The sequence below is a fragment of the Pseudarthrobacter humi genome (assembly GCF_024294965.1).
GTDB lineage: Bacteria > Actinomycetota > Actinomycetes > Actinomycetales > Micrococcaceae > Arthrobacter > Arthrobacter humi.
Genome location: NZ_JANCLV010000005.1, coordinates 23,114 through 49,719, shown reverse-complemented (window position 1 = coordinate 49,719; position 26,606 = coordinate 23,114). Strand labels below are relative to the sequence as shown.

Sequence of the window (26,606 nt, the reverse complement as noted above, 5' to 3'; positions counted from 1 at the left end):
ATCATCCTGTTATCCACAATTGTGGACAACACCTGGGGATGCGCCTGTGGTTAAGTGGAAAAACATGCCATTTGAGCCCACCCTGTGGATATCCCGGCCATTTCCCGCGCCGGGGACACAAAGGAGGGGATCCCACCTGCCCGTATCAACAGGGTTATTTACAGTGTTAACAACTTACGGACATGTAGTTAACCTTCGGTGTTTCCCCGGCTGGGGCAGCCGAGGGGTTCGCTCGGGCCCTCCTGTGGATTGTTTTCCACACCTGTGGATAACTTGTGGGTAGTCCAGTGTTAGTAAGTGGATAACACGCGTGTGTGCGAGGGTGTTCGTACGCAGCATCGGACCCGACAAGCTTCCAGCCAGGAGGACCGCCTTGAGCTCCACCGCAACAACCCAGCACATCTACCTCGACAAACAGCACCCCGCGGTATGGCGCGCTCTCAATGGTCTGGGGCTGAAAGTGCGCGAAGCCGCCGACGCGGCCGGGATCGACCGCAAGACCATAGAGCTGCTCAACGTGCGGATCTCCCAGATCAACGGCTGCGCCTTTTGTCTCGACATGCATGTGCGGGACGCCGTGGAGGCCGGGGAGAGCCACCAGCGGCTGGCTGTCCTGCCGGCGTGGCGGGAGACGGCCCTGTTCACGGACAAGGAGCGGGCTGCCCTTGCCCTGGCGGAATGCATCACCGAACTGCCGGACCACCGGACAACCGAGCTTGAGGAAGGATATGCGCGTCAGCACCTCAGCGCCGATGAATTTTCGGCGGTCAGCTGGTTGGTGATCACCATGAATGCCTTTAACCGGGTGTCCATCACCAGCCACCATCCGGTCCGCCGGGAGCGCTGACACCAAGGACACCGTCGTCGGGTCAGTGTGAATTATCCACAGCCAATCCACACTGTTAATAACTGTCCGTCCGAGCGCTTTGGCTCCGGTCCTGTGCGTCATGGCCTGCATGGGCGGCTGTCGCTTCCGGCGCCGGGAAAGTTATGCACAATGTGGATAACTTTCCCAACAGCTGTGGAAAACGGGCCTTGGCGGAGCGTCCGGCCAGTTCCCCGCGGAGCGGCAGGTCAGCCGGTCCAGACGCCTGAGGATCCGCGCCGGTGGCTGTCCAGAAGATGGGTGTCCACCATGCCGATGGCTTCCATCAGCGCGAACATGGTGGTGGGGCCAACGAACGAGAATCCCTGCGTCCGCAGCGCCTTGGACAGCGCCACCGATTCCGGTGACTGCGTGGGGATCTCAGCGTGCGTGACCGGCTGGGGAGTGGCCCGGGGCTGGAACTGCCACACGAAGTCAACCAGGCCTTCCCGCTCGCGCAGCGCGATGGTGGCCCGGGCATTGGTGATGGCGGCACGGATCTTGAGCCGGTTGCGGACGATGCCGGGATCCTGGAGCAGGCGCTCAACATCCGCTTCCGTAAAAGCCGCGACAGCGTCCGGCTGGAAGTCGAGGAAAGCCTGACGGAAGGCAGGGCGCTTCCGGAGGATCGTTGCCCACGAGAGACCTGCCTGGAAGCCCTCGAGGCAGATGCGCTCGTACAGGCCCTGTTCGTCCCGGACGGGCAGGCCCCATTCGGAGTCGTAGTACTCGCGCAACAGCGGATCCACGGCGGCCCACGGCGGACGGGCGAGGCCGTCGTCGCCCAGGACAGTTCCGGCCGCACCCTCGTTCAGGGGCTGGGCAGCGGCAGCGGGACTCATGCGGGTCCTGCGGTCAGGTCAGGAACGCCAGCGCGTGGTCATCAGGAAGCCGATGATGGCAATGCCGAAGCCGGCCACGATGTTCCACGACTCCCAGGCCTGGACAGGAAACCGGCCCTCGCTGATGTAGAACGTGATGATCCAGAAGAGCCCGATGATCATCAGGCCGAACATCACCGGCTTGAACCAAACAGCGTTGGGCTTATACGCTTGCGCCCCGGAAGCGGGCTGTGCGGCGCTGGAAGTCTTCTTGCGAGGCTTTGACTCGGGCACGTGCTCTCCTTGGCGGACTGGAGCAAGCTCGGCGCCGCGGGCTTGATATCCTGCAAGAAGGAAGTTGCCAGCGGTCTGCGCGATCTTGGTCAAATCTGGATTCTTACTAGCAGTCAATTCTAGCCGTAGTTCAGGGCATTCAAACGCCCATCGCGGCCACCCCGGAGGAGAACGCGTGGCAGTGCAGGAGAAGGCGAGGCGCGCCGCTACGCGGCCCGCCCGTGCGGCGCCGGCCCGCGCTTCCATACTGCGTGGCACAGTGCAGGTGCTCGGCGAGCTGCTCATCACAGCCGGCATTATCCTCCTGCTCTTTGTGGGCTGGCAGCTGTGGTGGACCAACATCGAATCCGACGCCAAGCAGAGTGCCGTCATCAAGGAGTTCGCCCAGGGGCTGGGCGGCCCGGTGCCTGCAATCCGCGAACCGGATCCATCGGCAGCGCCCGTGGATTACGGCACCCCGGCCGTTGCCGCGGCACCAGGCCATGCCGGCACCATCGGCATTATGTATATCCCCCGCTTTGGCCCCAACTACACCCGGCCCATCGTGCAGGGAACCACCGGGGACGTCCTGGATACGCTGGGGCTTGGCCATTACGCCAACACCGCCATGCCCGGCGCCGTCGGCAACTTCGCGGTGGCCGGCCACAGGCAGACGCACGGTGCCGTCCTGGACAATATCCACACCCTTGTCCCGGGGGACAAAATCTACGTCCAGACCAAGGACGGCTACTACATCTATGTCTTCCGCAACAACCAGATTGTGATGCCGTCCCGGACCGATGTCCTGGAACCGGTCCCCACCCGCCCCGGCGTCACTCCCACCGAAAGCTTCCTCACCATGACCAGTTGCAATCCGCGCTTCGGCGCCGAGGAACGCATCATCGCGTACGCACTGCTGGACAGCTGGCAGCCTGCCTCGGCGGGCCCGCCGGCCGAGATCGCCGCCCAGGTCGCCGCAGCGGTGGGAGGAAACTGAGTATGTACGGCTGGATTTTCCGCCACCTTCCGGGCCCCCTCTGGCTGCGGATCCTTACGTCGCTGGTGCTCATCGCCGGCGCACTGATCCTGATGGTTCAGTTCCTGTTCCCCTGGATGTCCGGGTTCACCGCATTCACCGACTCAACGATTGGTTCTGCAAGCCAGCCATGACCACAACCAAAATCCTGGTCGTAGACAACTACGACAGCTTCGTTTACACCCTGGTGGGCTACCTCCAGGAACTCGGCGCCGAGACCACCGTTGTCCGTAACGACGACGTGACCCTCGCTGAAGCCATCGAGATGGCACAAACGCGCGACGGCGTCCTCATCTCACCCGGGCCGGGAAACCCCGCCGAGGCGGGTGTGTGCATTGAACTCATCAAGTGGTGCGGGGCGAACAACAAGCCGATGTTCGGTGTGTGCCTAGGCCATCAGGCCCTGGCCGAAGCCTATGGCGGCACAGTGACCCACGCGCCGGAGCTGATGCACGGCAAGACCTCGCTGGTGGAGCACAACGGCACCAGCGTCTTCGCCGGGCTCCCCTCCCCCGTGACAGCGACGCGCTACCACTCGCTGGCAGCGGTAAGGGACACCATCCCTGACGTCCTGGAGATCACCGCCGAGACCGCAACGGGCGTCGTGATGGGCCTGCAGCACCGCACTGCACCGCTGTGCGGCGTACAGTTCCACCCGGAGTCGGTCCTGACCGAAGGCGGCTACCAGATGCTGGGCAACTGGCTCGAGTCCCTGGGAATGGCGGGAGCCGCCGCCCGTGCCGCCACGCTGAGCCCGCTCATCCAGCACTGACGGGCACACGAACAACGTGGGCCCACGCCCGCCGGGTCCCCTGGCCGAGCTTGCGAGGTTAGGGTGCGGGTGGGGAGGGTCACTTCGCTCCCATGTTCCGCTTCGGGATGGGCGCGAAGTGACCCCGCGTTGCTTTAAGGAGCAGGTGGAGGCTTTTAGCCCTTTTTCGTAGCTGTGGGCGTGGCCGTGGGCGTTGGCGATGGCGGCGGGGCCGGTTCCTTGGCCACCACAATATTGATCGTCTTGCCCTGGTCGACGGCGGCATTCACCGGGTCACTTTGATCCGTGACCCGGCCCGCCTCCACCTCGGAATTCTCCACTTCCTGGACGTTCGGCACAAGGCCAAGTTCCTTCAGCGCCGTTTCCGCCTCGGCTCGCGTGCGGCCCCGCAGTTCAGGCATGGACACCTTGCCGGTGGAAATCACGATCTCCACCGTGGTGCCCGGGCCTACCATCTGGCCCGGTGCCGGGCTGGTGGTAATCACCCTGCCGCCGGGAACGGTGGCGCTGTTGGCTGTGGTGGTGGAAGGCGCTCCCACGAGTCCTGCCTGGCGAAGGATGTCCCGCGCCGCGGCTTCTGTCTGGCCCGGAAGGTTCTCCGGAATCTTGACGGCGCTTGGGCCTTCAGAAATATTCAGGATCACCTCCGCATTGGGGTCAAGCGAGGTTCCGGCCACTGGGTCAGTGCCGATGGCCGTTCCGCTGGGTATGGTCTCGTGCTTGTTCCGTTTGATCTGCGGGCGCAGGTTGGCACCATAAAGTTCCTGCAGGGCCGCCGATTCCGTCAGGGCCGCCACCGCCGGGACCGCCACTTTGGGCGGCGGGGGCGCGGGCCGGTTCACAGTGTTGTACAGCCAGAGACCGCCGCCGCCAAGAACCAGCAGGGTGAAGATCACCAGTGTGGCAATCCATGTACGACGACGGGACTTCTGCCGGGCGGACCGCTCACGTTCCGGAGCGAAGCCCAAGGGCAGTTCATCGACATCCGACTGTCCGAGGGTGGCTGCCGCCATGACCGGTACGCCGTCAGTCCGGGTGTCGTCCGCGTTGCGCTGCCGGCCGGTGGGGGCATCGTCCAGGAAGCCGGCTCCGGTGAGCCCGAACGCCTCTGTCACGGGCGGGCGTTCCGGCGTCGGGACATGGTCATTAGGATCGGTGGGGGCTTCGGTCGCGGCCAGCGCGGGCACGGACACGCCCGCCCGGGCGGCGCGCAGCGCACGGCGGAAGGCGGCCGCGTCCTGGAAACGGTCCGCCCGGTTCTTCTGCAGAGCCTTGGCCAGGACACTGTCCAGGGCGGCCGAGACCTCCGGGTTCACGCTGCTCGCGGGCTCCGGGATTTCCCTGACGTGCTGGTACGCCACGGACACGGGGCTGTCACCAATAAAGGGCGGGCGGGCGGTGAGCATTTCGTACAGCAGGCACGCTGCGGAGTAGAGGTCGCTGCGCGCATCCACTGTTTCGCCCCGGGCCTGCTCGGGCGAGAGGTACTGGGCAGTGCCCACCACGGCCTGGGTCTGCGTCATGGTGGCGGATGAATCGGCGATGGCCCGGGCAATCCCGAAGTCCATGACCTTCACGGAATTGGAGCCTTCGCAGTACATCACGTTGGCGGGTTTGATGTCCCGGTGGACGATGCCCGCCTTGTGGCTGTATTCAAGGGCAGAAAGCACGCCCAGGCAGAAGTCGATGGCCTGGTCAATGCTGACTTCCTTGGCCCGGATCAGGTCGCGGATGGTCCGGCCCTGAACAAACTCCATCACGATGTAGGGCACCCGGACACTGTCCTCGGAGCCGTCCGGAACCGTATGTTCGCCAGTGTCGTAAATGGCGACGATGGAGGGATGGTTCAGCGCCGCCACGGACTGCGCTTCCCGTTTGAAGCGCGCCTGGAACTGCGGATCACGGGCCATATCCGGGCGGAGAAGCTTGATGGCAACGGTCCGGCCAAGCCGGGTATCCACGCCGCGGTGGACATCCGCCATCCCCCCGCGGCCGATGATTCCGCCGAGTTCGTAGCGGCCGCTCAGGACACGCTGGTTATCCACCGGGAGGCTGTCCTCCCGGTGGAGCGGGGTGCGGGCCGAATCACTCACTGTCAGTTCCGACCGCTACGGCGCGCAGGTAGGAGGCAATCCCGGCAGCTGGCCAGGGTTGCATTTGGGGAGGGTGGACGTTGGCTCAGCAGAGGCGGCCGGCGAGGACGGCGGAGCGGTCGGCATGCTGGCCGGGACCGGGACGGCGTAGGTCACCGTCACTTCCGCCCCCTTGGGCACGGTGCCCGTGGGGTTGACCTGCAACACCGTTCCGGCGGCGGAAGTACTCTGCTGCGGGATGACCCGGACGGACAGGCCCATGGTTTCCAGCGTCCCCTGGACCTGACGGTAGTCCTTCCCGAGGTAGGCCGCCGAAATGATGTCCACCGTGCTGGGGGTGGGCGTTGGCGTGGGAGCCTCGGTGGTCAAGCTGGGCGTAGGTGTGGCGGATGCCGAGGTCTTTGTCGGGCTGGCGCTGGTGGACGACGGGGTGCTTGATGCCGAGTTGGTGACGGTGGTTGCCGGGTTAAAGATCCCCTGCTGCGTCAGGAAGAACCCCACCAGCGCGAACAGGACCAGCACGATCAGGGCGACCAGTGGCCACGTCCAGGGGCTGCGGCCGCGACGGTCGGGCTCGTCGGCCGGCTCGTCGTCGTACTTCTCTTCCTCCTGCACCCAACTGCGCTCCGCAGCCAGGGCGTCCGCACGCGAAAGCGTGCTCCCGGCTCCAGCGGCCGCGGCGCCGACTGCAGCGCCGCCGGCAGCGGCACCCAGCACGGGCAGGGCGGACGTTGATGTCGTGTTGCTGTCCTTCTGGGCGATGACGCCGGTGGGTGCCGTGGCAATGTCCACCGGAGCGGTAATGGGGCCCGTGGTTGCCTCGAAGAGCAGCATGCCGGGAACCGCTGCGTGCGCGGCGTCAATATCGCCGTTCCGGATGGCCTCGGCGGCTTCGGACAGCTTGATGGCGTTGGCCGGGCGGTTTTTGGGGTCCTTGGCCAGCATGGACATCAGCAGCGCGCGGACCGGTTTGGGGAGAGTCTCCGGAAGCGGCGGCGGGGCGTCGTTGACCTGGGCGAGGGCAATGGCGATCTGGGATTCGCCGGAGAAGGGCCGGTGCCCGGTGAGGCACTCGTAACCGATCACGCCGAGTGAGTAGATGTCCGAGGCGCCGGTTGCGGTCTGGCCTGTGGCCTGCTCGGGGGCGAGGTACTGGGCGGTGCCCATCACCTGGCCTGTCTGCGTCAGCGGGACCTGGTCGGCCAGGCGGGCGATGCCGAAGTCGGTGACCTTGACGCGGCCGTCGGGGGTGATCAGCAGGTTGCCCGGCTTGATGTCGCGGTGGACCAGCCCCTGGGCGTGGGCGACGGAAAGGGCGCGGGCGGTCTGCGCCATCATGGACAGCGTCCGGTCCGGGGACAGCACCTGCTCGTGCTCGATGATGCTGCTCAGCGGCTGGCCCGGAACGAGCTCCATGACCAGGTAGGCCGAGCCATCCTCTTCGCCGTAGTCAAAAACATTGGCGATGCCCACGTGGTTCAGCAGGGCGGTGTGGCGTGCCTCGGCGCGGAACCTCTGGAGGAAACCGGGGTCACCGGTGTACTCCTCCTTGAGCACCTTGATGGCGACAATCCGGCCCAGGACCTGGTCCTTGGCCTTCCAGACCTCTCCCATCCCGCCGATCGCAATCCGCGTGGTCAGCTGGAATCTGCCGCCGAGGGTGATTCCCGTTGTAGGCCTCACTTATTCAACACCGCCTCAAAAATCTTTTTCGCGTTCGGACTGGTTAGCTGTGCGCCAGTGGTGATGTCTACGCCTTCCATGACGATGGTGACACTCACCTCCGGGTTGTTCGCCGGGGCAAACCCGGTGAACCATGAGTTGTTCAGGCCGTTGCCCAGTTCAGCGGTTCCGGTCTTGCCGGCCACTTGGACACCGGGGACGGCCGCCCCGCGGGCTATGCCCTGGCTCACCGCACTGGTCATCCATTCGGTGATCTGGCGGGCAATTTCCGGGGTGGTGGACGTCCGGAGCGCTGCAGGCTGGGGCTCGTCAATGACCCTGAGGTCCGGGGACCGCACGGTCTTGACCAGGCTGGGGCTCATCTGGACACCGTTGTTGGCGATGGCCGAGGTCATCAAGGCGATTTGCAGCGGAGTGGCGCGCACGTCCTTCTGGCCGATGGCGGACTGGGCCAGGCCTGGCCCGTCCAGGTCATCGGGGAAGCCGCTGCCCCTGGCGTAGTCGAGCTTGAGCTGGTCGCCCAGACCCTCGCCGAAGCCGAATTTTGCGGCCTGCTCGGCGATGGCGTCGCGGCCTAGGTCGAGGGCAATGCTGGCGAACGGCGTATTGCAGGATTGCTGCAGGGCGAAGGCAAAGCTGGCCTTGTCCTGGGTGTAGCAGTTGCCTCCGGCGTAGTTCGGCAGTTTGTACTGGATCCCAGGGAAGGGCATCTCGGCCGGGTTGGGGAGCACGCTGTCCTTGTTGTACTTCCCTGAGGCGAGGGCCGCCGCGGCATCCACCAGCTTGAAGACCGATCCCGGAGCGAGCAACTCGCCGGTGGGCCCGCTGACATTCTGGTTCAGGTTGATGCCGGGTACCTTGACCAGCTCGTTGATGTTGGTGGTTTCGGCCTTCGGGTCCTGGGTGGCGATCAGGTTGGGGTCATAGGAAGGCTTGGACACCATGGCCAGGACGGCCCCCGTCTTGGGGTTGGTGACCACAATGGAACCCCGCTGGCCGTCCGGGATGAGGTCGTAGGCGAGCTTCTGGATGGCGGGATCGATGGTGAGTTCCACCGAGGCGCCCTTCGGCTGGTTGCCCAGGAAAAGCTGGCCGATTCGGTCGAAGAACTGCTGGTCTGAGCTGCCGGCCAACTGGGCGTTCATCGCAACTTCCAGGCCGGTGGCACCGTAGTTCTTCGAGAAGTAGCCCGTGATGCCCGCATAAAGTGCCGGCTGCGCGTACGTTCGCTGGAACTGGCAGACCTCGGACGTGCCTTCCACCGATTCGGCCACGGGGTTCCCGCCCACGATGATGGCGCCGCGGTCGTTGCAGTAATTCTGCAGAATGGCGCGCTGGTTCAGGGGGTTGTCCTTGAGGTCATCGGCACCCACCACCTGGACGAAGCTGATAGCGCCGAAGATCAAGGCGAACATGGCGATCGCTGCCACCCAGGAATTACGGATTGCTTGGTTCACGCTTGTTTCACCGCCTCGGTGGGAGTATCAATTCCTGCAGGTTCCGCGGCGCCGCCGGGAGGAAGTGGTGTTGTGTCCACAGGTCCCCGCGCCGTGTGGGAGATCAGCAGGAGCAGGCCAACGATGATCCAGTTGGCCAGCAGCGACGAACCGCCGGCGGCAAGGAACGGCGTGGTCAAGCCGGTCAGCGGGATCAGTCGTGTGACTCCGCCGATCACCACGAAACACTGAAGGGCGATGGCGAAGGAAAGTCCGCAGGCCAGCAGTTTCCCAAAGGCATCCCGCGTGCCCAGCGCCGCCCGGAACCCTCGCGTGAACAGCATGACGTACATCAGCACCACGGCGAACAGTCCGATCAGGCCCAGCTCCTCGCCGATGGACGCGATGATCATGTCGCTGTTGGCGAAGGGGACCAGGTCCGGCCGGCCCTGGCCCAGGCCGGTACCCACCAGTCCGCCGTTAGCCATGCCGAAGAGTCCCTCGATGACCTGCCGGCTGCCGGTCTCGTAAACTTCCGGGCTGAAGGCGTTCAGCCAGCCGTAGATGCGGACTTCGACATGGGAAAACACCTGGGCTGCCACAAAGCCGCCGCCCAGGATGAGGCCCAAGCCGATCACCACCCAGCTGATACGGCTGGTGGCCACATAGATCATCACGATGAACAGGCCGAAGAACAGCACGGAAGACCCGAGGTCGCGCTGGAAGATCAACACCCCGATGCTCACCAGCCAGGCGGTGATCATGGGCCCCATGTCCTTGAACCGGGGGAACTGCAGCGGGCCGATCTTGCGGCCGGCCAGCAGAATGAGGTCGCGGTTGGAGGAAAGATACCCGGCGAAGAATATAGCCAGGGTGATCTTGGCGATTTCACCCGGCTGGAACGTCATGGGACCCACCCGGATCCAGACTCGGGCGCCCAGGATTTCGCCGGCGGAGATACCGGGCACCAGCGGAAGAATCAGCAGGAGCGCGCTCACCGCCAGCGAGATATAGGTGAAGCGGCGGAGCACCCGGTGGTCCTTGAGGAACCAGATCACGCCAATGGCGACTGCCATTGCGATCAGCGTCCAGCGCAGCTGGTTGTTGCCGGTGTCCTCCCCGGGGGCGTCAAGGCGGTGGATCATGGCAAGACCCAGACCATTGAGAGCAACCACCAAAGGAAGTATTACCGGATCGGCATATTTTGCGCGGACCCGCAGGACCATGTGGAAGACGAGGGCGGCCACCGCGAGGAGGCTGGACTGGAACCAGAAATCGGAGTCGAACGCCTTCGCCTGGTCAACGCCCACCAGCATGTTGGCGCCGATGCCCACGGACAGGGCGAGGACCAGCAGCAACAGTTCCACGTTGCGCCGGGGCTTGGGGATGGTGCTGAGCTGGCTCACCGGACCCCCTCACAGGCGGTACTGGGGGTGGGTGACGCGGCCGGGGCAGGTGCTGCCGCGGGAGCGGCTGGGTCCGGCGGTGGGGTAGGCGTGGTGGGTGCTGCAGCGGAGGCCGTTGCTGGCGCCGGAGTGGGCGAGGGGGTGAGGCACTCATCCGGCGGAGCAATGGTGCCGGTGCCCTCGAGGTTCTTCACGATCCGCTGGGCGTCGTAGAGGTCACGCGCGGGCACTGTCTGCCGGACGCGTTGCTGGGAGAACTGGGGCAAGGAATCCATCCGGATCTCTGTTACGGCTTCAAGGGTTGAAAGCTGGATAGGGCCAAGCCGCTGCGATACACCGTTGAAGATGGCCACGCGGGAATCGTATTCCCCGATGTAATAGCGGGTCTGGGTCCAGGCATAGCCGAGCCAGAGGCCCAAGGTCAGGACCAGCACCACGGACGCCGCGATGGACATGGTGACCCAGCGGCGGGGTTTGGGCCGCCCCAGGGCGTCATCTACCTCCGCAACGGGCGCGTCAGCCTTGTGCGTCAGAACGGTGGCGGCCCGCCGGGCCACTGTGCGGCCGGCGATCGTGGGAATGGAGCCGGACTCGGCCGCGGTGGCCGCAGCACCGACGAGTTCGTGCGGGCGCGATGCGAGTTCCTGCCGCAGCACTTCGGCCGAAAGGTGCTCGCCGAGATGGGGGTCGGTGGAGGGCGCCGGTTCCGCGGCAACTGGCTTTTCGGGAGCTTTGTCGGCGGCGGGCTTTTTGTCGTCGGCCGCCACGGGGTCCGCTGAAGCGCTGGCGGCGTCGCTGGCCGCGGCAGGGGCTTCGGTGAGCAGCTGCGAAGGGATGATATCGACGGCGGCGGTACTGACGTCGTCGGGCGTTTCCTCAGTAATTTCCACCATGACCACGGTGACGTTGTCCGGCGAGCCGGCTTCCAGCGTGAGGTTGACCAGGGTTTCGACGCACTCGCGCAGATCTTTTGTCTCGCGGACGGTCCGCTCCACCACATGTCCGGCCACATAGTTGAGCCCGTCCGAGCACAGCAACCAGCGTTCCCCGGGCTTGACGTCCAGGGTGTCCAGATCCAGCTCGGGGCTGGCATCGACGTCGCCCAAGACGCGCATGAGGACGTTTTTGTGCGGGTGGGTTTCGGCCTCCTCGGGCCGGAGCCGGCCCTCATCGATCAGCCGCTGGACGAACGTGTGGTCCACGCTGACCTGCTCAAACTCGCCATCACGCAGGCGGTATGCCCGGGAGTCGCCGATATGCGCGAAGTGCAGCTTGCCCTCGGCGAGCAGCAGGGATGTGACGGTGGTGCCCATGCCGGCGAGCTTGGGGTTGATGTGCACCAGTTCGGATAGCAGGGAGTTGGCCGTCTGGATCTCGTCGGCGAGGACCGTGCCGGCGTCGCCGTCGTAGTCGCCGTGGTCCAGGTGCAGCATGTCCAGCACGGTGGCGGCCGAGGCAACATCGCCGCCCGCGTGGCCACCCATGCCGTCCGCGACCACTGCCAAATGGCGGCCGACGTAGGCCGAGTCATCATTCTTGGCCCGGATGCGTCCCACATCCGAGCGCGCCGCATAGCGCATGATGAGGGGCCGCTGGACGGGTGTGGCCCCGCCGGCGGGAATGTCAGCGGCCATGGCTACGGCCTCAATTCGATGACCGTCTTGCCGATCCTCACGGGTACACCCAGCTCAACGGGCAGAGCCCGGGTAAGTTGCTGGTCGGCCAGGTAGGTGCCGTTGGTGGAGCCAAGGTCCTCGATGAACCATCGACTGCCTTGCGGGAACAACCGCGCGTGGCGGCCGGAGGCGTAGTCGTCCTCAAGTACCAGCGTGGCTTCCTGAGCGCGCCCCAACAGGATGGGGCTGGCGGCTAGGGGGATGGTGGTTCCCTTGAGCGGGCCTTCGGTGACCACCAGTTGGTGGGCCTGCTGCTTGAGCGGCTGCGGCGGAGCCTCGGCCAGTTCAGGGTTTTTGCGGACCTGACGGGCGGTGGGGGTGCCGGCGGCGGCTTTGCGGCCCACCATCAGGTCCCTGCGCATGGCCGAAACGATGCTGAAGATGAGGACCCAGAGCAGGATCAGGAACCCAAACCGCAGGGCAGTGATGGTCAGGTCGCTCATGGGCGGCCCCCAGGGCTGGCGGGAAGCAGGCGGAAGATGATCTTTGTCCGTCCCATCGTGATGGTGGAGCCGTCGGTCAGTTCGGTGCTGCCTGCCAGTTTATGGCCGTTGACGTAGCTGCCGTTAGTGGAGCCGAGGTCCACAGCGCTGGTGACGCCGCTGGCGGTGCGGATCTCGAGGTGGCGGCGCGAGACGCCGGTGTCGTCAATCAGGATGTCGGCCTCGGAGGACCGGCCCAGGACGATGGAGGGGGCATTGAGGGAGTAGCGCTGGCCGTCGATGTCCAGGACGGGCTGCAGGCGTACGGGCGGGCGGCTGGGCGCTGCCGGCATGTTGGGCCTGGCCGAGGAGACTCCGGGGCCGGCTTTGGACTTCTCGGTGGAGGAGACGATCTCGAAGTTGCCAGCGCGAAGATCCTCGGACCGGCGGAAGGAGATCCGCACTGAGCCTTGCAGGGTGTAGCCCTGGCTCCGGACGTGGTTGATGACAACGTCGCAGAGTTCTTCGGCCAGCGGCGTGCCCCAGTCCTGAGCCCTCCTGAAGTCGTCGTCACTCAGTTGGACGTCGAAGACATTGGGGGCCAGGGTGCGGCCGGCAGCGATGGTGAGGGCTTTGTTGTCCACCTCGCGGCGGAGCCGGCTGGCGATTTCCACAGGTTCAACCTGGGCGCGCGAACCGGTGGAGAAGACACCGCGGACGGCTTTTTCGATGCCGCGCTCGACCTTGTCCAGCAATCCCATGGTCCTTCTCCTTTCCCCCCGGCTGTGGGGCAGTATTCGTTCCGGAACTCAGCCAACAATGCAGTTCAGAACCCTTGGGCCTGCCTGGCAGTGGCAGGCACTACTACATCAGATACTACTGGGCAGGCCTGTGAATGACCTTAATCCACAACGGCCGGGCCTTCGGAAAAGTTCGCTGGGGGCTCCCTGCCGGCCCCCTCCCGGCAGTGAATTTGACCCCTCCCGAGGCTCAATTGGTGTTTTGCCGCCGATGTCCGTTATGCTTGATCTCGCTGCTTTTACACGGTTGCGGATCCGGGAAACCGGCCGTAATTCATGGAAAAGAAGTTGCGCGCGAGTGGCGGAACGGCAGACGCGCTGGCTTCAGGTGCCAGTGTCCGAAAGGGCGTGGGGGTTCAAATCCCCCCTCGCGCACGCAAATACAGAAGAGCCCCGGTCTGAGGACTGGGGCTCTTCTGCGTCTGGGGTCCGTGCCGGGTGGCAGCGGCTCTATTCCCGTAACGCCCCGAAGCCCGCGATAAGGGCCTCAAGCCCGAGGCTGAACGCCACGTCTGCAGGTTTCTCGTGCCCCAGCGCGGCCAAGCTCCGGACGGCACCCGTGAAGCTCGGCGTCGACTCCGCCATGCTGCCGGAATCGAAAATGTCGGCTGGGGCCGTGACGTCGTAGGCGGATCCGAAGATGAATGATTCCAGGGCCACGATGGCGGACACGATCCGCTCCTCCGGGAATCCGGCCGCCCGGAAGCCGGCGCTGACGGTCTCATACATGGCAAGGGTCTGCGGTGCGTCCGTCACGGGAAGTACTGCGATGACGGGAATCAGGGGCGTGTGCTCCGCGAAGACGTCCCTGTAACTCCAGGCCCACTTCCTCACCGCGGACTCCCAAGGTTCCGCCGCGAATGCGGTCACGTCCACCAGTGCGGTTAAGTGGTCTTCCACGAGCAGGAGCACGTCCCGCTTGGATTCCACATGGTTATAAAGTGCCGACGGCGCCACTTGCAGTGAGCGGGCCAGCGCCGCCATGGTGAGTCCGTCGTAGCCGTTCTTGCCGATGAGCCGCAGGGCCGCTGCCGTGATGCCCGCCTTGTCCAGGACGGCTGCGGCGGGCCGACCCACGCGGCGCCGTGCCGCACCGGTTTTCGGCACGGGTTCGCGCTCCGTGGTACTTCGTGAAGCGGCTGGTGACGCCGGCATTGGTGGCCTTTCCGCGGGCAGATATCCCCAGCATTATTCCACCCGGCTCTTCCTTGCGGACCACAAAACAGCTATAGTTCCACTAAATGAATGGCATTCATTTAGTGGTTCGCGTCACTCGACCGGCCACAGAGAGGACACTATGCTCAATCTTGACCGCGACGTTGTAATCGTCGGCGCTGGACCCTCCGGGCTCACCGCTGCCCGCGAGCTGAAGAAGGCCGGCCTCAGCGTGGCAGTGCTGGAAGCACGGGACCGCGTGGGCGGCCGGACCTGGACCGACACCATTGACGGGGCCATGCTGGAAATCGGCGGCCAGTGGGTCTCCCCGGACCAGACCGTACTGCTGGAGCTCCTGGACGAGCTCGGCCTGAAGACATACCCCCGCTACCGTGAGGGCGAATCCGTCTACGTCGGCGCGGACGGCAGGAAAACCCGCTACACCGGTGATTCCTTCCCGGTAAGTGAAGCCACCGGAGCGGAGATGGACAAGCTGATCGGCATTCTGGACGGACTGGCCGCGGAAATCGGTGCCACCGAGCCCTGGGCGCACCCCAAGGCCCGTGAGCTGGACACCATCTCCTTCCACCACTGGCTGCGCGCCAATTCGGCCGATGAGGAGGCCTGCAACAACATCGGCCTGTTCATCGCCGGCGGCATGCTCACCAAACCCGCGCACGCGTTTTCGGCACTGCAGGCGGTCCTGATGGCAGCCTCCGCCGGGTCCTTCAGCCACCTCACCGACGAGGACTTCATCCTGGACAAGCGGGTCATCGGCGGGATGCAGCAGGTGTCCCTGCTGCAGGCAGCGGAACTGGGTGCCGACGTCGTACTTAACAGCCCGGTGCGCACCATCCACTGGGAGGATGCCGGCGACGGCGGACACCGCGTCAGCGTTGTCTCGGAGCGTGCCACCGTGAACGCGCGTTTTGTGATCATGGCCGTGCCACCGAACCTTTACTCACGTGTCACTTTTGACCCGCCGCTTCCGCGGCGGCAGCACCAGATGCATCAGCACCAGTCGCTGGGCCTGGTGATCAAGGTCCACGCCGTCTACAGCACGCCGTTCTGGCGCGAAGACGGACTCTCCGGAACGGGTTTCGGCGCCGGGTCGCTGGTCCAGGAGGTCTACGACAACACCAACCATGGTGATTCACGGGGAACCCTGGTGGGCTTCGTTTCGGATGAAAAGGCCGACGCCGTCTTCGAGCTGGATGCCGAGGACCGCCGCCGCGCCATCCTGGAATCGATTGCCGGGTTCCTGGGGGACAAGGCACTGGAGCCTGAGGTCTACTACGAATCCGACTGGGGTTCCGAGGAATGGACCCGTGGCGCGTACGCCGCCAGCTACGATCTGGGCGGGCTGCACCGCTACGGCAAGGACCAGCACACTCCTGTGGGCCCGATCTACTGGTGCTCCTCGGACCTCGCCGCCGAGGGCTACCAGCATGTTGACGGAGCCGTCCGCATGGGCCAGCGTACAGCGGCGAGCATCGTGGACGCGGCGGGCGTTGCAGCCAAAGCGGGCGCTGCCCATGCGGCAAACGAGGCCGTGGCCGCCGTCGGCTGAGCGCACCGGCTCCAACCCATTCAGCGTCGAATGAAAGAGAGGCAAGCCCGTGAGTCCCAAAGAAGTGACAGCAGAGCCACCCAGCGCCCCGGGCAATGGCCTGGCTGAAAAGGGCCTCAGGGGCAAGGGCCTGAAGGCCGGGGCGGTGGGGCTGGTGGGCGCCGTCGTGATCGGCGTCTCCTGCATCGCGCCTGCGTACACGCTGACCGCGGCGCTGGGGCCAACCGTATCGGAGGTGGGGGTGCAGCTGCCGGCGATCTTCCTGGTGGGCTTTATCCCCATGATCCTGGTGGCGTTCGGCTACCGCGAACTGAACAATGCCATGCCCGACGCCGGCACCTCGTTTACGTGGGCATCGCGCGCCTTTGGTCCGTGGATCGGCTGGATGGGTGGCTGGGGGCTGATCGCGGCCACCATCATTGTGCTGTCCAACCTGGCGGCGGTCGCCGTCGACTTCTTCTACCTCATGCTGGCCCAGCTGTTCGGGAACCCGGAACTGGGCGAGCTGAGCAAGAACCTGCCGCTGAACATCGCCACGACCCTGGTGTTCATCGCCCTGGCTTGCTGGATTTCCTATCGGGGTATGGAAGCCACCAAGGGCGTGCAGTATGTACTGGTGGCGTTCCAGCTGCTGGTGCTGGGCTGGTTTGCCGTAGCTGCCTTCACTCACGTGGCCAACGGCTCGGCGTTTGATGCGACCGCCATTTCGCCGGACTGGTTTAACCCGTTCGCGGTCGGATCCTTCTCAGCCTTTGCTGCCGGGGTTTCCCTCTCCATCTTCATCTATTGGGGCTGGGACGTCACGCTGACCATGAACGAGGAAACCAAAAATCCGGAGAAGACTCCGGGGCGGGCGGCAACCGTCACCGTGGTGGTGATAGTGGCGATCTACATGACCGTTGCGCTGGCAACCTTGTCCTTCTCGGGCGTGGGCGAAACCGGCCTTGGCGCCGGGAATCCGGACAACCAGTCGAGCATCTTCGCCGTCCTCTCCGGGCCGGTGATGGGACCGTTCGCCATCCTGATGTCCCTCGCCATCCTGAGCAGTTCGGCCGCCTCGCTGCAGTCCACGTTTGTGTCGCCGGCGCGGACCATGCTGTCGATGGGCCACTACAAGGCATTCCCGGGCCGCTTCGGCAAGGTCAGCCCGCGCTTCAAGTCCCCGAGCTACGCCACGATCGCCGCGGGCGTTGCTGCCGCAGCCTTCTACGTCGTAACCCGGACCACCTCGGAGAACGCACTCTGGGACACCATCACGGCGCTGGGCATGATGATCTGCCTCTACTACGGCATCACAGCCCTGGCATGCGTCTGGTTCTTCCGGGCACAGGCGTTCAGCGCTGGCCGCGCCTTCTTCTACACGTTCCTGGCGCCGCTGGTGGGCGGAGTCATCCTGCTGGTGATGTTCTTCAAGACCGCGTCCGATTCCATGGACCCCGAGTACGGCTCCGGATCATCGGTGGGCGGCGTGGGGATGGTGTTCATCCTGGGCATGGGGGTGATCCTGCTGGGCGTGGTGCTCATGCTGGTGATGTCCCGGCTGCGGCCCGAGTTCTTCAAGGGGCAGGTGCTGGCCCGCGGCCGCGAGGAGGGCTGAGTGCGGGCGGTGCCTAAACGGGTGGGCGTACCGAAGCCTTGAACCGCCGTCGGGAATTTGCGAGGTGGCTGCGCATGGCAGCAGCTGCCGCGCTTTCATCGCGGTCGGCGATGGCGGCAGCGATGGACCGGTGCTCGTGCACCACCTGGTCAAAGTAGTCCCGGGCGTAATGTTCGACGCCGGTGAGCAGCCGGGTGCGGGGCATCGCGATCATCGTCTGACCCAAGGCGGCGAGGCAGTCTGAGTAGAAAGGGTTGCCGGAAGCGGCCGCGATGGCCCGGTGGAACTCGAAGTCGGCCTTCATGGCGTGGCCGGGGTGGTCAGCGCTGGCGGCGAACTGTTCCAGGGCGGTATTGACAGCCCTGAGCTGGCGGTCGGAGTGGTTGCGGGCGGCCAGGCCTGCTGCTTCAGTCTCGACGCCCAGCCGGAATTCCAGCAGGTGGAGGCGGTCTTCGATGCTGGCGACGGGGCGGCTGCCCGGGACTGGCTGGGGGCCGGCGTCGGGCGGGGTCAGCGCGAAGCTGCCCCGCCCGCGTTCGGTTTCCACCAGCCCTTCGGCCTGGAGGCGCGTCAGCGCCGAACGCACCACTGTGCGGCTGACGCCGAAGTCGACCATCAGCGCGTTTTCGCTGGGAAGCTTGTCGCCGGGCTGGATGACGCCGTCCACGATGCGGGTGCGAAGGTCGGCGGCGAGGTCCGCGGTCAGGTTCCGGCTCATGCGTTCAAGGTTACGCGCCGAACTCCACGGACTCGGTGGTCCAGGCGCGGGCCTGGTCACTGAGGGTCACGCCCAGGCCGGGACGGTCCGGGACCAGCATGCGGCCGTCCTTGGTTTCGAGGCGCTCATTAAACAGCGGATCCAGCCAGTCGAAGTGCTCCACCCACGGTTCCCGCGGGTACGCCGCGGCGAGGTGCAAGTGGATCTCCATGGCGAAGTGGGGCGCCAGGCCAAGCCCGCGTTCGTCCGCGAGGGCGGCGAGGCGCAGGAACTGGGTGATGCCGCCGACGCGGGGTGCGTCCGGCTGGATGATGTCGCAGCCGTTAGCGGTGATGAGGCCCTTGTGCTCGGCCACGGACGCCAGCATCTCCCCGGTGGCGATGGGCGTGTCCAGGACGTTGGCCAGGTGCGCGTGGCCCTCGAAGTCGTAGGCATCGAGCGGCTCTTCGATCCAGATGAGGTTGTACTGTTCCAGCTGGCGGCCCATGCGCAGGGCCGTGGCCCGGTCCCACTGCTGATTGGCGTCCACCATCAGGGGAACATCCCAACCGATGTGTTCGCGGATGCCGGCCACGCGGCGCAGGTCCTCGGCGGAATCGGGCAGGCCCACCTTGATCTTGATGCCGCCGATGCCTTCGTCCAGGAGTACGGTGGCTCGGTCCTTGACTTCGTCAAGAGAGGCGTTGAGGAAGCCACCGGAGGTGTTGTAGGTCTGGACGGAGTCCCGGTAGGCGCCCAGGAATTTGGCCAGTGACAGGCCGGCGCGCTTGGCTTTGAGGTCGTAGAGGGCGATGTCGATCGCGGCGAGGGCCTGAGTGGCCACACCTGAGCGGCCCACGGAGGCGCCGGCCCAGAGGAGCTTGGTATAGATCTTGCCGATATCGTTGGGGTCCTCGCCAATGAGTCCCTGCGCGACCTCCTTGGCGTGGGCGTACTGGGCGGGACCGCCGGCGCGCTTGGAGTAGCTGAAGCCGATTCCGCTGTGGCCCAGTTCCGTGGTGATTTCCGCGAACAGGAACACCACTTCGGTCATGGGCTTCTGGCGGCCGGTGAATACCTTGGCGTCACTGATGGGGACGGCCAGCGGGAGCCGAGCGGTGGAAAGTTTAACGTGCCGGATGACATCGACGGTACTCATTGTTGCTCCTCGAAAGCAGGCTGTCCGGGCCGCGTTGCCCTGCTACTTAGCGTACAAGTATATAACTTGTATTACAAGTAGGACACGCTCAACCCACCAGCCAGGCGACAGCCAGGAGCGCCCCCACACTCAGCACGGTGGTGCACAGGATAACGTCGCGGGCCACGGTCATGCCGCGGTCATAGGGGGAGGCAAAGAGGAAAACGTTCTGCGCCGTGGGAAGTGCCGCCATGATCACGCTGGCGAGGAGATGCTGTCCTTCCAGCCCGAAGACAAAGCGGCCAAGGACCCACACAATGAGCGGCATGCCGGCGATCTTGAGGAAGGTTGCCACGAGGGTTTCCGTCCGTCCGTCGTCCTTCTGCAGCGGCGCGCGGCCGGCGAGGGACAGGCCGAAGGCCAGCAGGACCATGGGCACGGCCCCGCCGGCCAGCATGTCGATCGGCTTCTGCAGCAGGTCCGGGGCGGTCCAGCCCGTCAGGGCGACGGCCACACCCAGTGCCGAGGCGATGATCATGGGATTGCCCATCGGCTGCAGCAGCATCTTCTTCCACGAGATTTTCGTGCCGGAGACCAGCCCCAGGACTGTCAGGTAGAACGGCGCCATCACCAGGAGCTGGACCAGCAGCACCGGTGCCACGTGCTGCGCCGTTCCCACGGTGTACAGGGACACCGGGATGCCGATGTTGTTGGCATTCGCGTAGCTGCTGGCCATGGCCCCGACGGCGGTCTCCGCCGCAGGACGCCGGAAGAACAGGAAACTCGCCAGCCAATAGAGAAGCCCCACTATCGCCGCGGAGAGCAGCGCGAGCGGGGCATCGGTTCCCAGGGCGGCGCGGATGTCGCTGCCGGCAACCACCGTGAACAGCAGCGCCGGGTTGGTGACGTAGTAGGCAGTGCGGGTCAGTGCACCCTGGACTTCGGGCCCCAGTATCCGCAGCCGGGCCGCGAAATAGCCCACGGCAATGACCACGGAGACGATCAGGATTCCGGAGACAACGCCGCCCACAGTCCACCCTTCTATTTAGCTGTTGGAATTTCCGCACGGCCGGCCCCGCTCTAAGCGGACCGGCCGTGGGGAAGCGTACTTGGCGTCCTTAGCGGACCAGGCAGGGCCGTTTCGGGTCGAAGGACCAGCCATCGACGTAGTACTGCATGCCGATGCTGTCGTCCCGCGCGTCGAGGCCGTGCTGCAGGTACAGCTCGTGCGCCTTGTCCAGCGCCGCCCGGTCCAGTTCGATGCCCAAGCCGGGCGCATCGGGCACCGAGATGGCGCCGTCGCGGATCTGCAGCGGGTTCTTGGTGAGCCCCTGCCCGTCCTGCCAGATCCAGTGGGTGTCCAGTGCCGTGATTTCGCCCGGGGCAGCCGCACCCGTGTGGGTGAACATGGCCAGCGAAATGTCGAAATGGTTGTTCGAATGCGATCCCCAGGTCAGTCCGAACTCGTTGCACAGCTGCGCCACGCGGACCGAGCCGGACATGGTCCAGAAATGCGGGTCCGCCAGCGGGATGTCCACGGCGTTGCTGCGGATGGCGTGGGACATCTCCCGCCAGTCCGTGGCGATCATGTTGGTGGCCGTCTTCAGCCCGGTGGCGCGGCGGAACTCAGCCATGACCTCGCGCCCGGAGAAGCGGCCTTCCGCGCCGCACGGGTCCTCCGCGTAGGCAACAACGCCCTGCATCCGCTTGCCCAGGCGGATGGCCTCCTCCAGGAGCCAGCCGCCGTTCGGGTCCAGAGTCACCCGAGCGTCCGGGAAGCGCGCGTGAAGGGAGGTCACAACATCCACCTCGTCGTCCCCGGACAGCACGCCGCCCTTGAGCTTGAAGTCAGTGAAGCCATAGCGTTCCTGGGCGGCCTCGGCCAGTGCAACAACAGCCTCCGGAGTCATCGCTTCCTGGCGGCGCAGCGCTTCCCAACGGTCCGACGGCGACTCCTCCACCAGGTAGGGAAGATCGGTCCGTGCGTGGTCGCCAATAAAGAAGAGGTACCCGAGCATCGGCACCGAGGTGCGCTGCTGGCCGTCGCCGAGCAGTTCCGCGACGGGAACGCCGAGGAACTGGCCGTGCAGGTCCAGCAGGGCGGATTCGACCGCGGTGACCGCGTGGACCGTGGTGCGGAGGTCGAAGGTCTGCAGGCCGCGGCCGCCCGCGTCGCGGTCGGCGAACTCCGCCGCGATCTCCCGGAGCAGGGAGCGGTAGCGGGCTACAGGCTGGCCGGTGATCAGCGTCCCGGCCTCCTCGATGGTGGTTTTGATCTTCTCGCCGCCGGGAACCTCGCCCAGGCCGGTGCGGCCCTCGGAATCAGTCACGATGACCACGTTGCGGGTGAAGAACGGGCCGTGGGCGCCGCTGAGGTTCATCAGCATGCTGTCGTGGCCGGCTACCGGGACAACCTCGACGCGGACGATGGTGGGCTGGCTGCTCATGCGTTGACCTTATCTTTTGCATCGGCTGCGGCTTCAACGGTGCCGTCGATGCGGCGGTTCAGCTGCCAGGGGTTGGTGTCCCGGAGTGCGGCCGGCAGCAGTTCCTGGGGCAGGTTCTGGTAGGCGACCGGCCGGAGGAAACGGTTGATGGCCAGGGTGCCGACGGAGGTGGTTCGGGTGTCCGAGGTGGCGGGGAACGGACCGCCGTGGACCATGGCGTGCCCTACTTCGACGCCGGTGGGCCAGCCGTTGACGATGATGCGGCCCACCTTCTGCTCGAGCGCGGGGAGCAGCTGCGCCGCCGTCGGGAAGTCCTCTTCGGTGAGCTGCAGGGAGGCGGTGAGCTGGCCTTCCAGCCGGTTGGTGGCGGCGATCAGGTCCTGCACCGAGCCGTAGCGGATCACCAGGGACGCGGCACCGAAGATTTCCTGGTGCAGCACGTGGTTGGCAACGAATTCCTTGACGCCGGTCCCGAAGATCGTCGGGGCAGGCGCGTTTTTGGTGGGACCCTGAGTGCCCTGTCCGACGACGGTGACGCCGTCCGCGGAACCGAGGGCTTCGGCTCCGGCGTTCCAGGACCCGGCGATTCCCTCGGTGAGCATCGTCTGGCCGGCGCAGGCGGAGACGGCGCGGCCGACGGCGGCGGCGAGTTTGTCGCCCAGCTCGCCTTCGGGGGCGAACAGCAGGCCGGGGGAGGTGCAGAGCTGGCCTGAGCTGCCGGTGACGGCGGTGACGTACTGCTGTGCCAGCGCGTCAACGTCACCCTTGAGGGCGCCGTCGAACACAAAGACCGGGTTCAGCGAGGACATTTCCGCGTACACGGGAATGGGTTCCGGCCGGGCTGCAGCGGTACGCATCAGGGCGATCCCGGCATTCTGGGATCCGGTGAAGCCCACTGCTTTAATGGCGGGATCGGCCACGAGGGCCTGGCCGATGCTGGCGCCGGGGCCGTAGATCAGGGAGAAGACTCCCGGGTGCAGGCCCGCATCCTTGACGGCCTGCACGATGGCCTGTCCCACGAGTTCGCTGGTCCCGGGGTGGGCGTTGTGGGCCTTGAAAACCACCGGGCAGCCGGCGGCGAGGGCCGACGCTGTGTCTCCGCCCGCCGTCGAAAACGCGAGCGGGAAGTTGCTGGCACCGAACACTGCCACGGGACCCAGCGGGATCTGGCGCTGGCGGATGTCCGCGCGGGGCAGGGGAGTGCGCTCCGGCAGGGCCGGGTCGATGCGGACGCCGCGGAAGTCACCCTGGCGGACCACGTTCGCGAACAGGCGGAGCTGCCCGGTGGTGCGGGCGCGTTCGCCCTGCAGCCGGGCGGCGGGCAGCCCGGTTTCCTGGCCCGCGCGGATGATCAGTTCATCGCCGATGGCCTCGATGTTCCCGGCGATGGCTTCAAGGAAGCCGGCGTGCGTCTCGGGGTCCAGGGCACTGAAGGAGGGGTAGGCAGCCGCGGCGGCGGAGGTCGCCGTCGTCAGCTGGTCTTCGGTGATCAGCGTGTACGCGGGTTCGAGCGACTCGTTGGTGGCGGGGTTGAAACCGAAGGCGGTCCTGCCGCTGCCGACGACGGGCTGGCCGGCGATCAGGGAATGTCCGGTGAGTGTCACTGTATTTACTCCTAGGGAGACGTTGGTCAGGAGGCCGTGGTTCAGGAAACGGTGGCGATGAGGGCCTTGAGGTCTGCGAGGTCCTGGGGCGCGAGGTTCTGCAGCGGCGGTCGGACCCCGCCGGCGGAGCGGCCGATGGCGTCCAGGCCGCCCTTGACGATGGAGACGGAGTAGCCTTTCACGCGGTCGCGGATGTCCAGATACGGGATCACGAACTCGTTGAGCTTCTTGTTCACGGCCACACGGTCGTTGTTGCGGACGTCCTGGTAGAAGTCCAGGGCGAACTGCGGGACGAAATTGTACATGGCGCTGGAGTAGGTGCTCATGCCCAGCTGCAGCAGCGGGAGGGCAAAGGTTTCCGCCGTGGGAAGGCCGCCGAGGTAGAAGAGGCGGTCGCCGAGCTTGGCGTAGACGCGGGCGTCGTGTTCGAGGTCGCCCACGCCGTCCTTGAAACCGATCAGGTTTTCGTGGCGGTCCGCGAGGGTGGCAACAGTGGTGTCTTTGTAGATGGCGTTGGCGCGGTTGTAGATGATGACGCCCAGCGATGTTGAGGCGCAGATGGCGCTGACGTGGTCGGTCAGGCCGCCTTGGTCAGCCTCGGTGAGGTACGGGGGGAGGAGAAGGAGCCCGTCGGCGCCGGCGGCTTCGGCGGCTTGGGCGTTCTCGATGGCCTGGGCGGTGGATCCACCGGCGGAAGCCAGGACAGGAACCAGCTTGCCGACTTCCTCGACGGCGGTGCGGACTACGCGCTCCGATTCCGCCGGAGTGAGGGAGAACCCTTCACCGGTGCCGCCCGCCGCGAACAGGCCTGCAACCGGGAAGCTGGCCTGCCAGGCGAGGTGCTTGCGGTAGTTTTCCTCGTCGAACTGCAACTGGGCATCGAAGGACGTCACCGGGAACGAGAGCAGGCCTTCCTTGAGGGTGTCTGCCAGTTCCTGGGGGGTGTATTTCGCCACGATGTTGTCCTCTGTCTGGAGGCCGCGGTGTGAATGCCGCGGGCCGCTGGATGCTGATTCCTGTCCAGAGTAGGCAGGCCACATGATGCCTGTCTAAGCCCTTTTTCGTATTGATTGATACCCGGATAGCATCATCTGGGCCACTCCGGGATTCCAGCGAAGTAGCGGATTCGCCTCGCCTGGTGGCAGTTCAGTTGCTGCTGCCAGCGATTTCTGCTCGCCGGTCCTGCACCCAAGGGTTGGCCACCCACCAGGCCAACCCGGCCGGGACGAGTCCGGTACCCACGAGCACCAGGGTTGGCAGTTTGGCCAGCACAAGCAGCCACGTAACCATTACGACGACGGAAAGTGCCAGGGGGATGGCCCGGCGCTGCGCCAGCGACCAAACCTTATGAAGCCGCTCGCGGAATCCCGCAATGCTGTCCCATCCACGGGTGCCTGTCCTTGAGGCGCTGGCTTCAAGGGTAGATGCGAGGACGGCCACATAGCCGGCAACCAGCACTCCATACATCGGAATCAGGATGCAGAGGGCTACTACCCCCGCCAACCCGCCTGCCGCCAACCAAAACAAAAGCGATGCAGCCGCAAGAATTATCAACAACGGCAGCAGAATAGCCGCTTTCCATGTACGTCTTATGGCCCAGATGAAGTTGGTCCAGAAGAGCCTTGCAGGCCGGGGCCTTCCTTCCACGAAGACATCGCCAAGGGAATACTGCAGCGCCAGGGCCGCCGGAAACATCGTGATCACAGGCAGGGATGCCACCAGGAACAACAGCTGAAGCGTCAGGATGTCCCCGGTCACCTCGAACACCCCGAGCAGCCGGGCCGAGCGCGATGGCCCCTTTGTCGACTCCACTGGCGTTCCTCATTCTTCGTCATGTTGGCGGTTGCAGGTCAGGACCGGAGCGTTCCGACGGCCGGACGCGTCTTGCGCGCATGTTCATTTGATCGGATTATGATCGATATTGCAACGGTCGGCACGAAACTGATCTCGGATGAAGGAACCACGCCATGCTTGCTGAGGAACGCCAGAAGCTCATTCTCGAGCACATCCGCCTCTATGGCCGCGTCCGCGCCGTGGATATGGCCCGGGAACTCAACGTCGCGGAGGTGACCATCCGGCGGGACCTGAACGGCCTGCACTCTGCCGGGATGCTGAGCCGGATCCATGGCGGTGCTGTCCGTCGCGGACAGGAACAGCCAGGCAGCCCCGGCCAGAAACTGGTGGGCATCGTGGTGCCGAGCAGCCTGTATTACTTCAGTGAAGTCATCCGCGGGGCAGAATCCGCGGCGGAGCGTTTCGGTGTCCGTCTGGTCCTCGGCGTCTCCGACTATGGTGCCGTGGAACAGGACCGGGTGCGCCGAATGATCGCCCTGGGTGTGGAGGGTATCCTCCTGGCCACTGCGGCCGGTGACTCCGATCCCGGTGCCGCGACCTGGCTGGAGGACATCAGTGTTCCCACGGTGCTGATGGAGCGGGCCTTCGGCAGCCCAAACCTCAAGCGGGAAATGGATCACGTCCGGACGGATCACAGGGCCGGTGCTGTCCTGGCCCTGCGGCACCTCCACGGACTGGGCCACCGGTCCATAGCCGTGGCCATGTCCGCAACGCCCACCTCGTACTGGCTCGAACTCGGTTGCCGGGATGCCTGGGAGATACTCGGGCTGACGAATGAGCCGGACGTTGTCCAGCTGGGACGGGTGGGCGGAGATGGCGTGCCGGCTGAGCTGGAACAGCTCCTTGACCGTTGCCTGGCCGACGGGACGCGGGCGTTCTTTGTCCACAACGACATGGCCGCTGCCCTCCTGGTTGAACTCGCCTTCCAGCGGGGTCTCCGGATACCCGAGGATATTGCCGTGGTGGCCTACGACGATGTCACCGCGAGCATGGCGCCCGTGCCGCTGACGGCGGTGTCACCCCCCAAGCAGGCCGTGGGTTCCCTGGCCCTGGAACAGCTCATGCGCAACATCGGCTACGGCTCCACGGCGGCCGGTCCGGTGTCCCACATCTCCCTGCTGCCCACGTTGCACATCCGTGAATCCTGCGGAGCGCGGGAAACATTATCTGACCGATAATGTTCGATCATGCACAAGACGATTGAATGAAGGGTTGTTTCGATCTACCTTCTAGGGAGGCGCTGGCCCCTGTGCGGCGCATC

At 65.4% G+C, this 26,606-nt stretch carries 24 protein-coding genes and 1 tRNA gene; 8 read left to right on the top strand and 17 right to left on the bottom strand.

From position 1 onward, the window contains the following. Positions 1-373: 373 nt before the first annotated feature. Positions 374-847, top strand: a complete 474-nt coding sequence (locus tag NFC73_RS09180; protein ID WP_254749542.1) for a carboxymuconolactone decarboxylase family protein — start codon at positions 374-376, stop codon at positions 845-847. Positions 848-1,074: 227 nt separating this feature from the next. On the opposite strand, the gene NFC73_RS09175 is transcribed toward NFC73_RS09180, so the two are convergent. Continuing rightward, entirely contained in the window at positions 1,075-1,707 is a 633-nt protein-coding gene (locus tag NFC73_RS09175; protein ID WP_254749541.1) for a DNA-3-methyladenine glycosylase I, read from the bottom strand. 18 nt (positions 1,708-1,725) lie between these two features. Beyond that, a complete protein-coding gene (locus tag NFC73_RS09170; protein ID WP_056342777.1) occupies positions 1,726-1,980 on the bottom strand; it encodes a cell division protein CrgA in 255 nt (84 codons plus the stop codon). 175 nt (positions 1,981-2,155) lie between these two features. Between NFC73_RS09170 and NFC73_RS09165 the strand changes: the two genes are divergently transcribed. The 3 genes from NFC73_RS09165 to NFC73_RS09155 are packed head-to-tail and all read left to right on the top strand — an operon-like array spanning position 2,156 to position 3,767. Beyond that, a complete protein-coding gene (locus NFC73_RS09165; RefSeq protein ID WP_372494618.1) occupies positions 2,156-2,956 on the top strand; it encodes a class E sortase in 801 nt (266 codons plus the stop codon). Between the two features lie 2 nt (positions 2,957-2,958). Next, on the top strand, positions 2,959-3,129 hold the full coding sequence (locus tag NFC73_RS09160) for a hypothetical protein (protein WP_167349826.1): 171 nt from the start codon (positions 2,959-2,961) through the stop codon (positions 3,127-3,129). Next, positions 3,126-3,767 (top strand): aminodeoxychorismate/anthranilate synthase component II, encoded by a 642-nt coding sequence (locus NFC73_RS09155; RefSeq protein WP_056342783.1) that lies wholly within the window; start codon positions 3,126-3,128, stop codon positions 3,765-3,767. Before NFC73_RS09160 ends, NFC73_RS09155 begins: the two co-directional genes overlap by 4 nt. Positions 3,768-3,922: 155 nt before the next feature. Here the strand turns inward: NFC73_RS09155 and pknB are convergent, their stop codons facing one another. Genes pknB through NFC73_RS09120 form a run of 7 tightly spaced genes read right to left on the bottom strand, consistent with a single transcriptional unit; the run spans position 3,923 to position 13,244 of the window. Beyond that, positions 3,923-5,860, bottom strand: a complete 1,938-nt coding sequence (gene pknB, locus NFC73_RS09150) for a Stk1 family PASTA domain-containing Ser/Thr kinase (RefSeq protein WP_254749540.1) — start codon at positions 5,858-5,860, stop codon at positions 3,923-3,925. A 15-nt stretch (positions 5,861-5,875) separates the two neighbouring features. After that, complete coding sequence (locus NFC73_RS09145; protein ID WP_254749539.1) at positions 5,876-7,543, bottom strand: protein kinase domain-containing protein; 1,668 nt, start codon at positions 7,541-7,543, stop codon at positions 5,876-5,878. Beyond that, positions 7,540-9,000, bottom strand: coding sequence for a peptidoglycan D,D-transpeptidase FtsI family protein (locus NFC73_RS09140; protein ID WP_254749538.1), 1,461 nt, complete (start codon positions 8,998-9,000; stop codon positions 7,540-7,542). The genes NFC73_RS09145 and NFC73_RS09140 overlap by 4 nt, the downstream gene beginning before the upstream one ends. Next, on the bottom strand, positions 8,997-10,385 hold the full coding sequence (locus NFC73_RS09135; RefSeq protein WP_254749537.1) for an FtsW/RodA/SpoVE family cell cycle protein: 1,389 nt from the start codon (positions 10,383-10,385) through the stop codon (positions 8,997-8,999). The genes NFC73_RS09140 and NFC73_RS09135 overlap by 4 nt, the downstream gene beginning before the upstream one ends. Continuing rightward, positions 10,382-12,019, bottom strand: coding sequence for a PP2C family protein-serine/threonine phosphatase (locus NFC73_RS09130; protein ID WP_254749536.1), 1,638 nt, complete (start codon positions 12,017-12,019; stop codon positions 10,382-10,384). Before NFC73_RS09130 ends, NFC73_RS09135 begins: the two co-directional genes overlap by 4 nt. Positions 12,020-12,021: 2 nt before the next feature. Next, complete coding sequence (locus tag NFC73_RS09125; protein WP_056342800.1) at positions 12,022-12,504, bottom strand: FHA domain-containing protein FhaB/FipA; 483 nt, start codon at positions 12,502-12,504, stop codon at positions 12,022-12,024. Next, a complete protein-coding gene (locus NFC73_RS09120; protein WP_254749535.1) occupies positions 12,501-13,244 on the bottom strand; it encodes an FHA domain-containing protein in 744 nt (247 codons plus the stop codon). Before NFC73_RS09120 ends, NFC73_RS09125 begins: the two co-directional genes overlap by 4 nt. A gap of 331 nt (positions 13,245-13,575) precedes the next feature. Between NFC73_RS09120 and NFC73_RS09115 the strand changes: the two genes are divergently transcribed. Next, positions 13,576-13,658 (top strand) — tRNA-Leu (locus NFC73_RS09115). 75 nt (positions 13,659-13,733) lie between these two features. Here NFC73_RS09115 and NFC73_RS09110 read toward each other — a convergent pair. Next, complete coding sequence (locus NFC73_RS09110; RefSeq protein WP_254749533.1) at positions 13,734-14,438, bottom strand: TetR/AcrR family transcriptional regulator; 705 nt, start codon at positions 14,436-14,438, stop codon at positions 13,734-13,736. Between the two features lie 142 nt (positions 14,439-14,580). Between NFC73_RS09110 and NFC73_RS09105 the strand changes: the two genes are divergently transcribed. Both NFC73_RS09105 and NFC73_RS09100 read left to right on the top strand, forming a co-directional pair. Next, positions 14,581-16,008 carry a flavin monoamine oxidase family protein gene (locus tag NFC73_RS09105; RefSeq protein WP_254749532.1) on the top strand — a complete coding sequence of 476 codons (1,428 nt, stop codon included), beginning with the start codon at positions 14,581-14,583 and terminating at the stop codon, positions 16,006-16,008. A gap of 64 nt (positions 16,009-16,072) precedes the next feature. Continuing rightward, complete coding sequence (locus tag NFC73_RS09100; protein ID WP_372494628.1) at positions 16,073-17,605, top strand: APC family permease; 1,533 nt, start codon at positions 16,073-16,075, stop codon at positions 17,603-17,605. Between the two features lie 13 nt (positions 17,606-17,618). Here NFC73_RS09100 and NFC73_RS09095 read toward each other — a convergent pair whose 3' ends face one another. From NFC73_RS09095 to NFC73_RS09065, 7 genes are all read right to left on the bottom strand, one after another. Continuing rightward, positions 17,619-18,323 carry a FadR/GntR family transcriptional regulator gene (locus tag NFC73_RS09095; protein WP_254749531.1) on the bottom strand — a complete coding sequence of 235 codons (705 nt, stop codon included), beginning with the start codon at positions 18,321-18,323 and terminating at the stop codon, positions 17,619-17,621. 10 nt (positions 18,324-18,333) lie between these two features. Beyond that, entirely contained in the window at positions 18,334-19,461 is a 1,128-nt protein-coding gene (locus tag NFC73_RS09090; protein WP_254749530.1) for an L-talarate/galactarate dehydratase, read from the bottom strand. An 88-nt stretch (positions 19,462-19,549) separates the two neighbouring features. Further along, on the bottom strand, positions 19,550-20,470 hold the full coding sequence (locus NFC73_RS09085) for an AEC family transporter (protein WP_254749529.1): 921 nt from the start codon (positions 20,468-20,470) through the stop codon (positions 19,550-19,552). Positions 20,471-20,558: 88 nt separating this feature from the next. Next, complete coding sequence (locus tag NFC73_RS09080) at positions 20,559-21,887, bottom strand: enolase C-terminal domain-like protein (protein ID WP_254749528.1); 1,329 nt, start codon at positions 21,885-21,887, stop codon at positions 20,559-20,561. Then, entirely contained in the window at positions 21,884-23,491 is a 1,608-nt protein-coding gene (locus tag NFC73_RS09075; protein ID WP_254749527.1) for an aldehyde dehydrogenase (NADP(+)), read from the bottom strand. The genes NFC73_RS09080 and NFC73_RS09075 overlap by 4 nt, the downstream gene beginning before the upstream one ends. A gap of 41 nt (positions 23,492-23,532) precedes the next feature. Next, a complete protein-coding gene (gene kdgD, locus NFC73_RS09070) occupies positions 23,533-24,447 on the bottom strand; it encodes a 5-dehydro-4-deoxyglucarate dehydratase (RefSeq protein WP_254749526.1) in 915 nt (304 codons plus the stop codon). A gap of 190 nt (positions 24,448-24,637) precedes the next feature. Beyond that, entirely contained in the window at positions 24,638-25,303 is a 666-nt protein-coding gene (locus tag NFC73_RS09065) for a hypothetical protein (RefSeq protein WP_254749525.1), read from the bottom strand. 155 nt (positions 25,304-25,458) lie between these two features. On the opposite strand from NFC73_RS09065, the gene NFC73_RS09060 reads away from it, so the two are divergent. After that, positions 25,459-26,523: a substrate-binding domain-containing protein gene (locus NFC73_RS09060; RefSeq protein ID WP_254749524.1), complete on the top strand. Its 1,065-nt coding sequence runs from the start codon at positions 25,459-25,461 to the stop codon at positions 26,521-26,523. Positions 26,524-26,606: the final 83 nt, after the last annotated feature.

Bases quoted from the DNA above. Each gene is read 5' to 3' on its own strand.
- NFC73_RS09130 (WP_254749536.1), bottom strand. From the start codon at position 12,019: ATGGCCGCTGACATTCCCGCCGGCGGGGCCACACCCGTCCAGCGGCCC.
- NFC73_RS09060 (WP_254749524.1), top strand. From the start codon at position 25,459: ATGCTTGCTGAGGAACGCCAGAAGCTCATTCTCGAGCACATCCGCCTC.
- NFC73_RS09095 (WP_254749531.1), bottom strand. From the start codon at position 18,323: ATGAGCCGGAACCTGACCGCGGACCTCGCCGCCGACCTTCGCACCCGC.
- NFC73_RS09125 (WP_056342800.1), bottom strand. From the start codon at position 12,504: ATGAGCGACCTGACCATCACTGCCCTGCGGTTTGGGTTCCTGATCCTG.
- NFC73_RS09155 (WP_056342783.1), top strand. From the start codon at position 3,126: ATGACCACAACCAAAATCCTGGTCGTAGACAACTACGACAGCTTCGTT.
- NFC73_RS09175 (WP_254749541.1), bottom strand. From the start codon at position 1,707: ATGAGTCCCGCTGCCGCTGCCCAGCCCCTGAACGAGGGTGCGGCCGGA.
- NFC73_RS09090 (WP_254749530.1), bottom strand. From the start codon at position 19,461: ATGAGTACCGTCGATGTCATCCGGCACGTTAAACTTTCCACCGCTCGG.
- NFC73_RS09160 (WP_167349826.1), top strand. From the start codon at position 2,959: ATGTACGGCTGGATTTTCCGCCACCTTCCGGGCCCCCTCTGGCTGCGG.
- NFC73_RS09120 (WP_254749535.1), bottom strand. From the start codon at position 13,244: ATGGGATTGCTGGACAAGGTCGAGCGCGGCATCGAAAAAGCCGTCCGC.
- NFC73_RS09105 (WP_254749532.1), top strand. From the start codon at position 14,581: ATGCTCAATCTTGACCGCGACGTTGTAATCGTCGGCGCTGGACCCTCC.
- NFC73_RS09110 (WP_254749533.1), bottom strand. From the start codon at position 14,438: ATGCCGGCGTCACCAGCCGCTTCACGAAGTACCACGGAGCGCGAACCC.
- NFC73_RS09080 (WP_254749528.1), bottom strand. From the start codon at position 21,887: ATGAGCAGCCAGCCCACCATCGTCCGCGTCGAGGTTGTCCCGGTAGCC.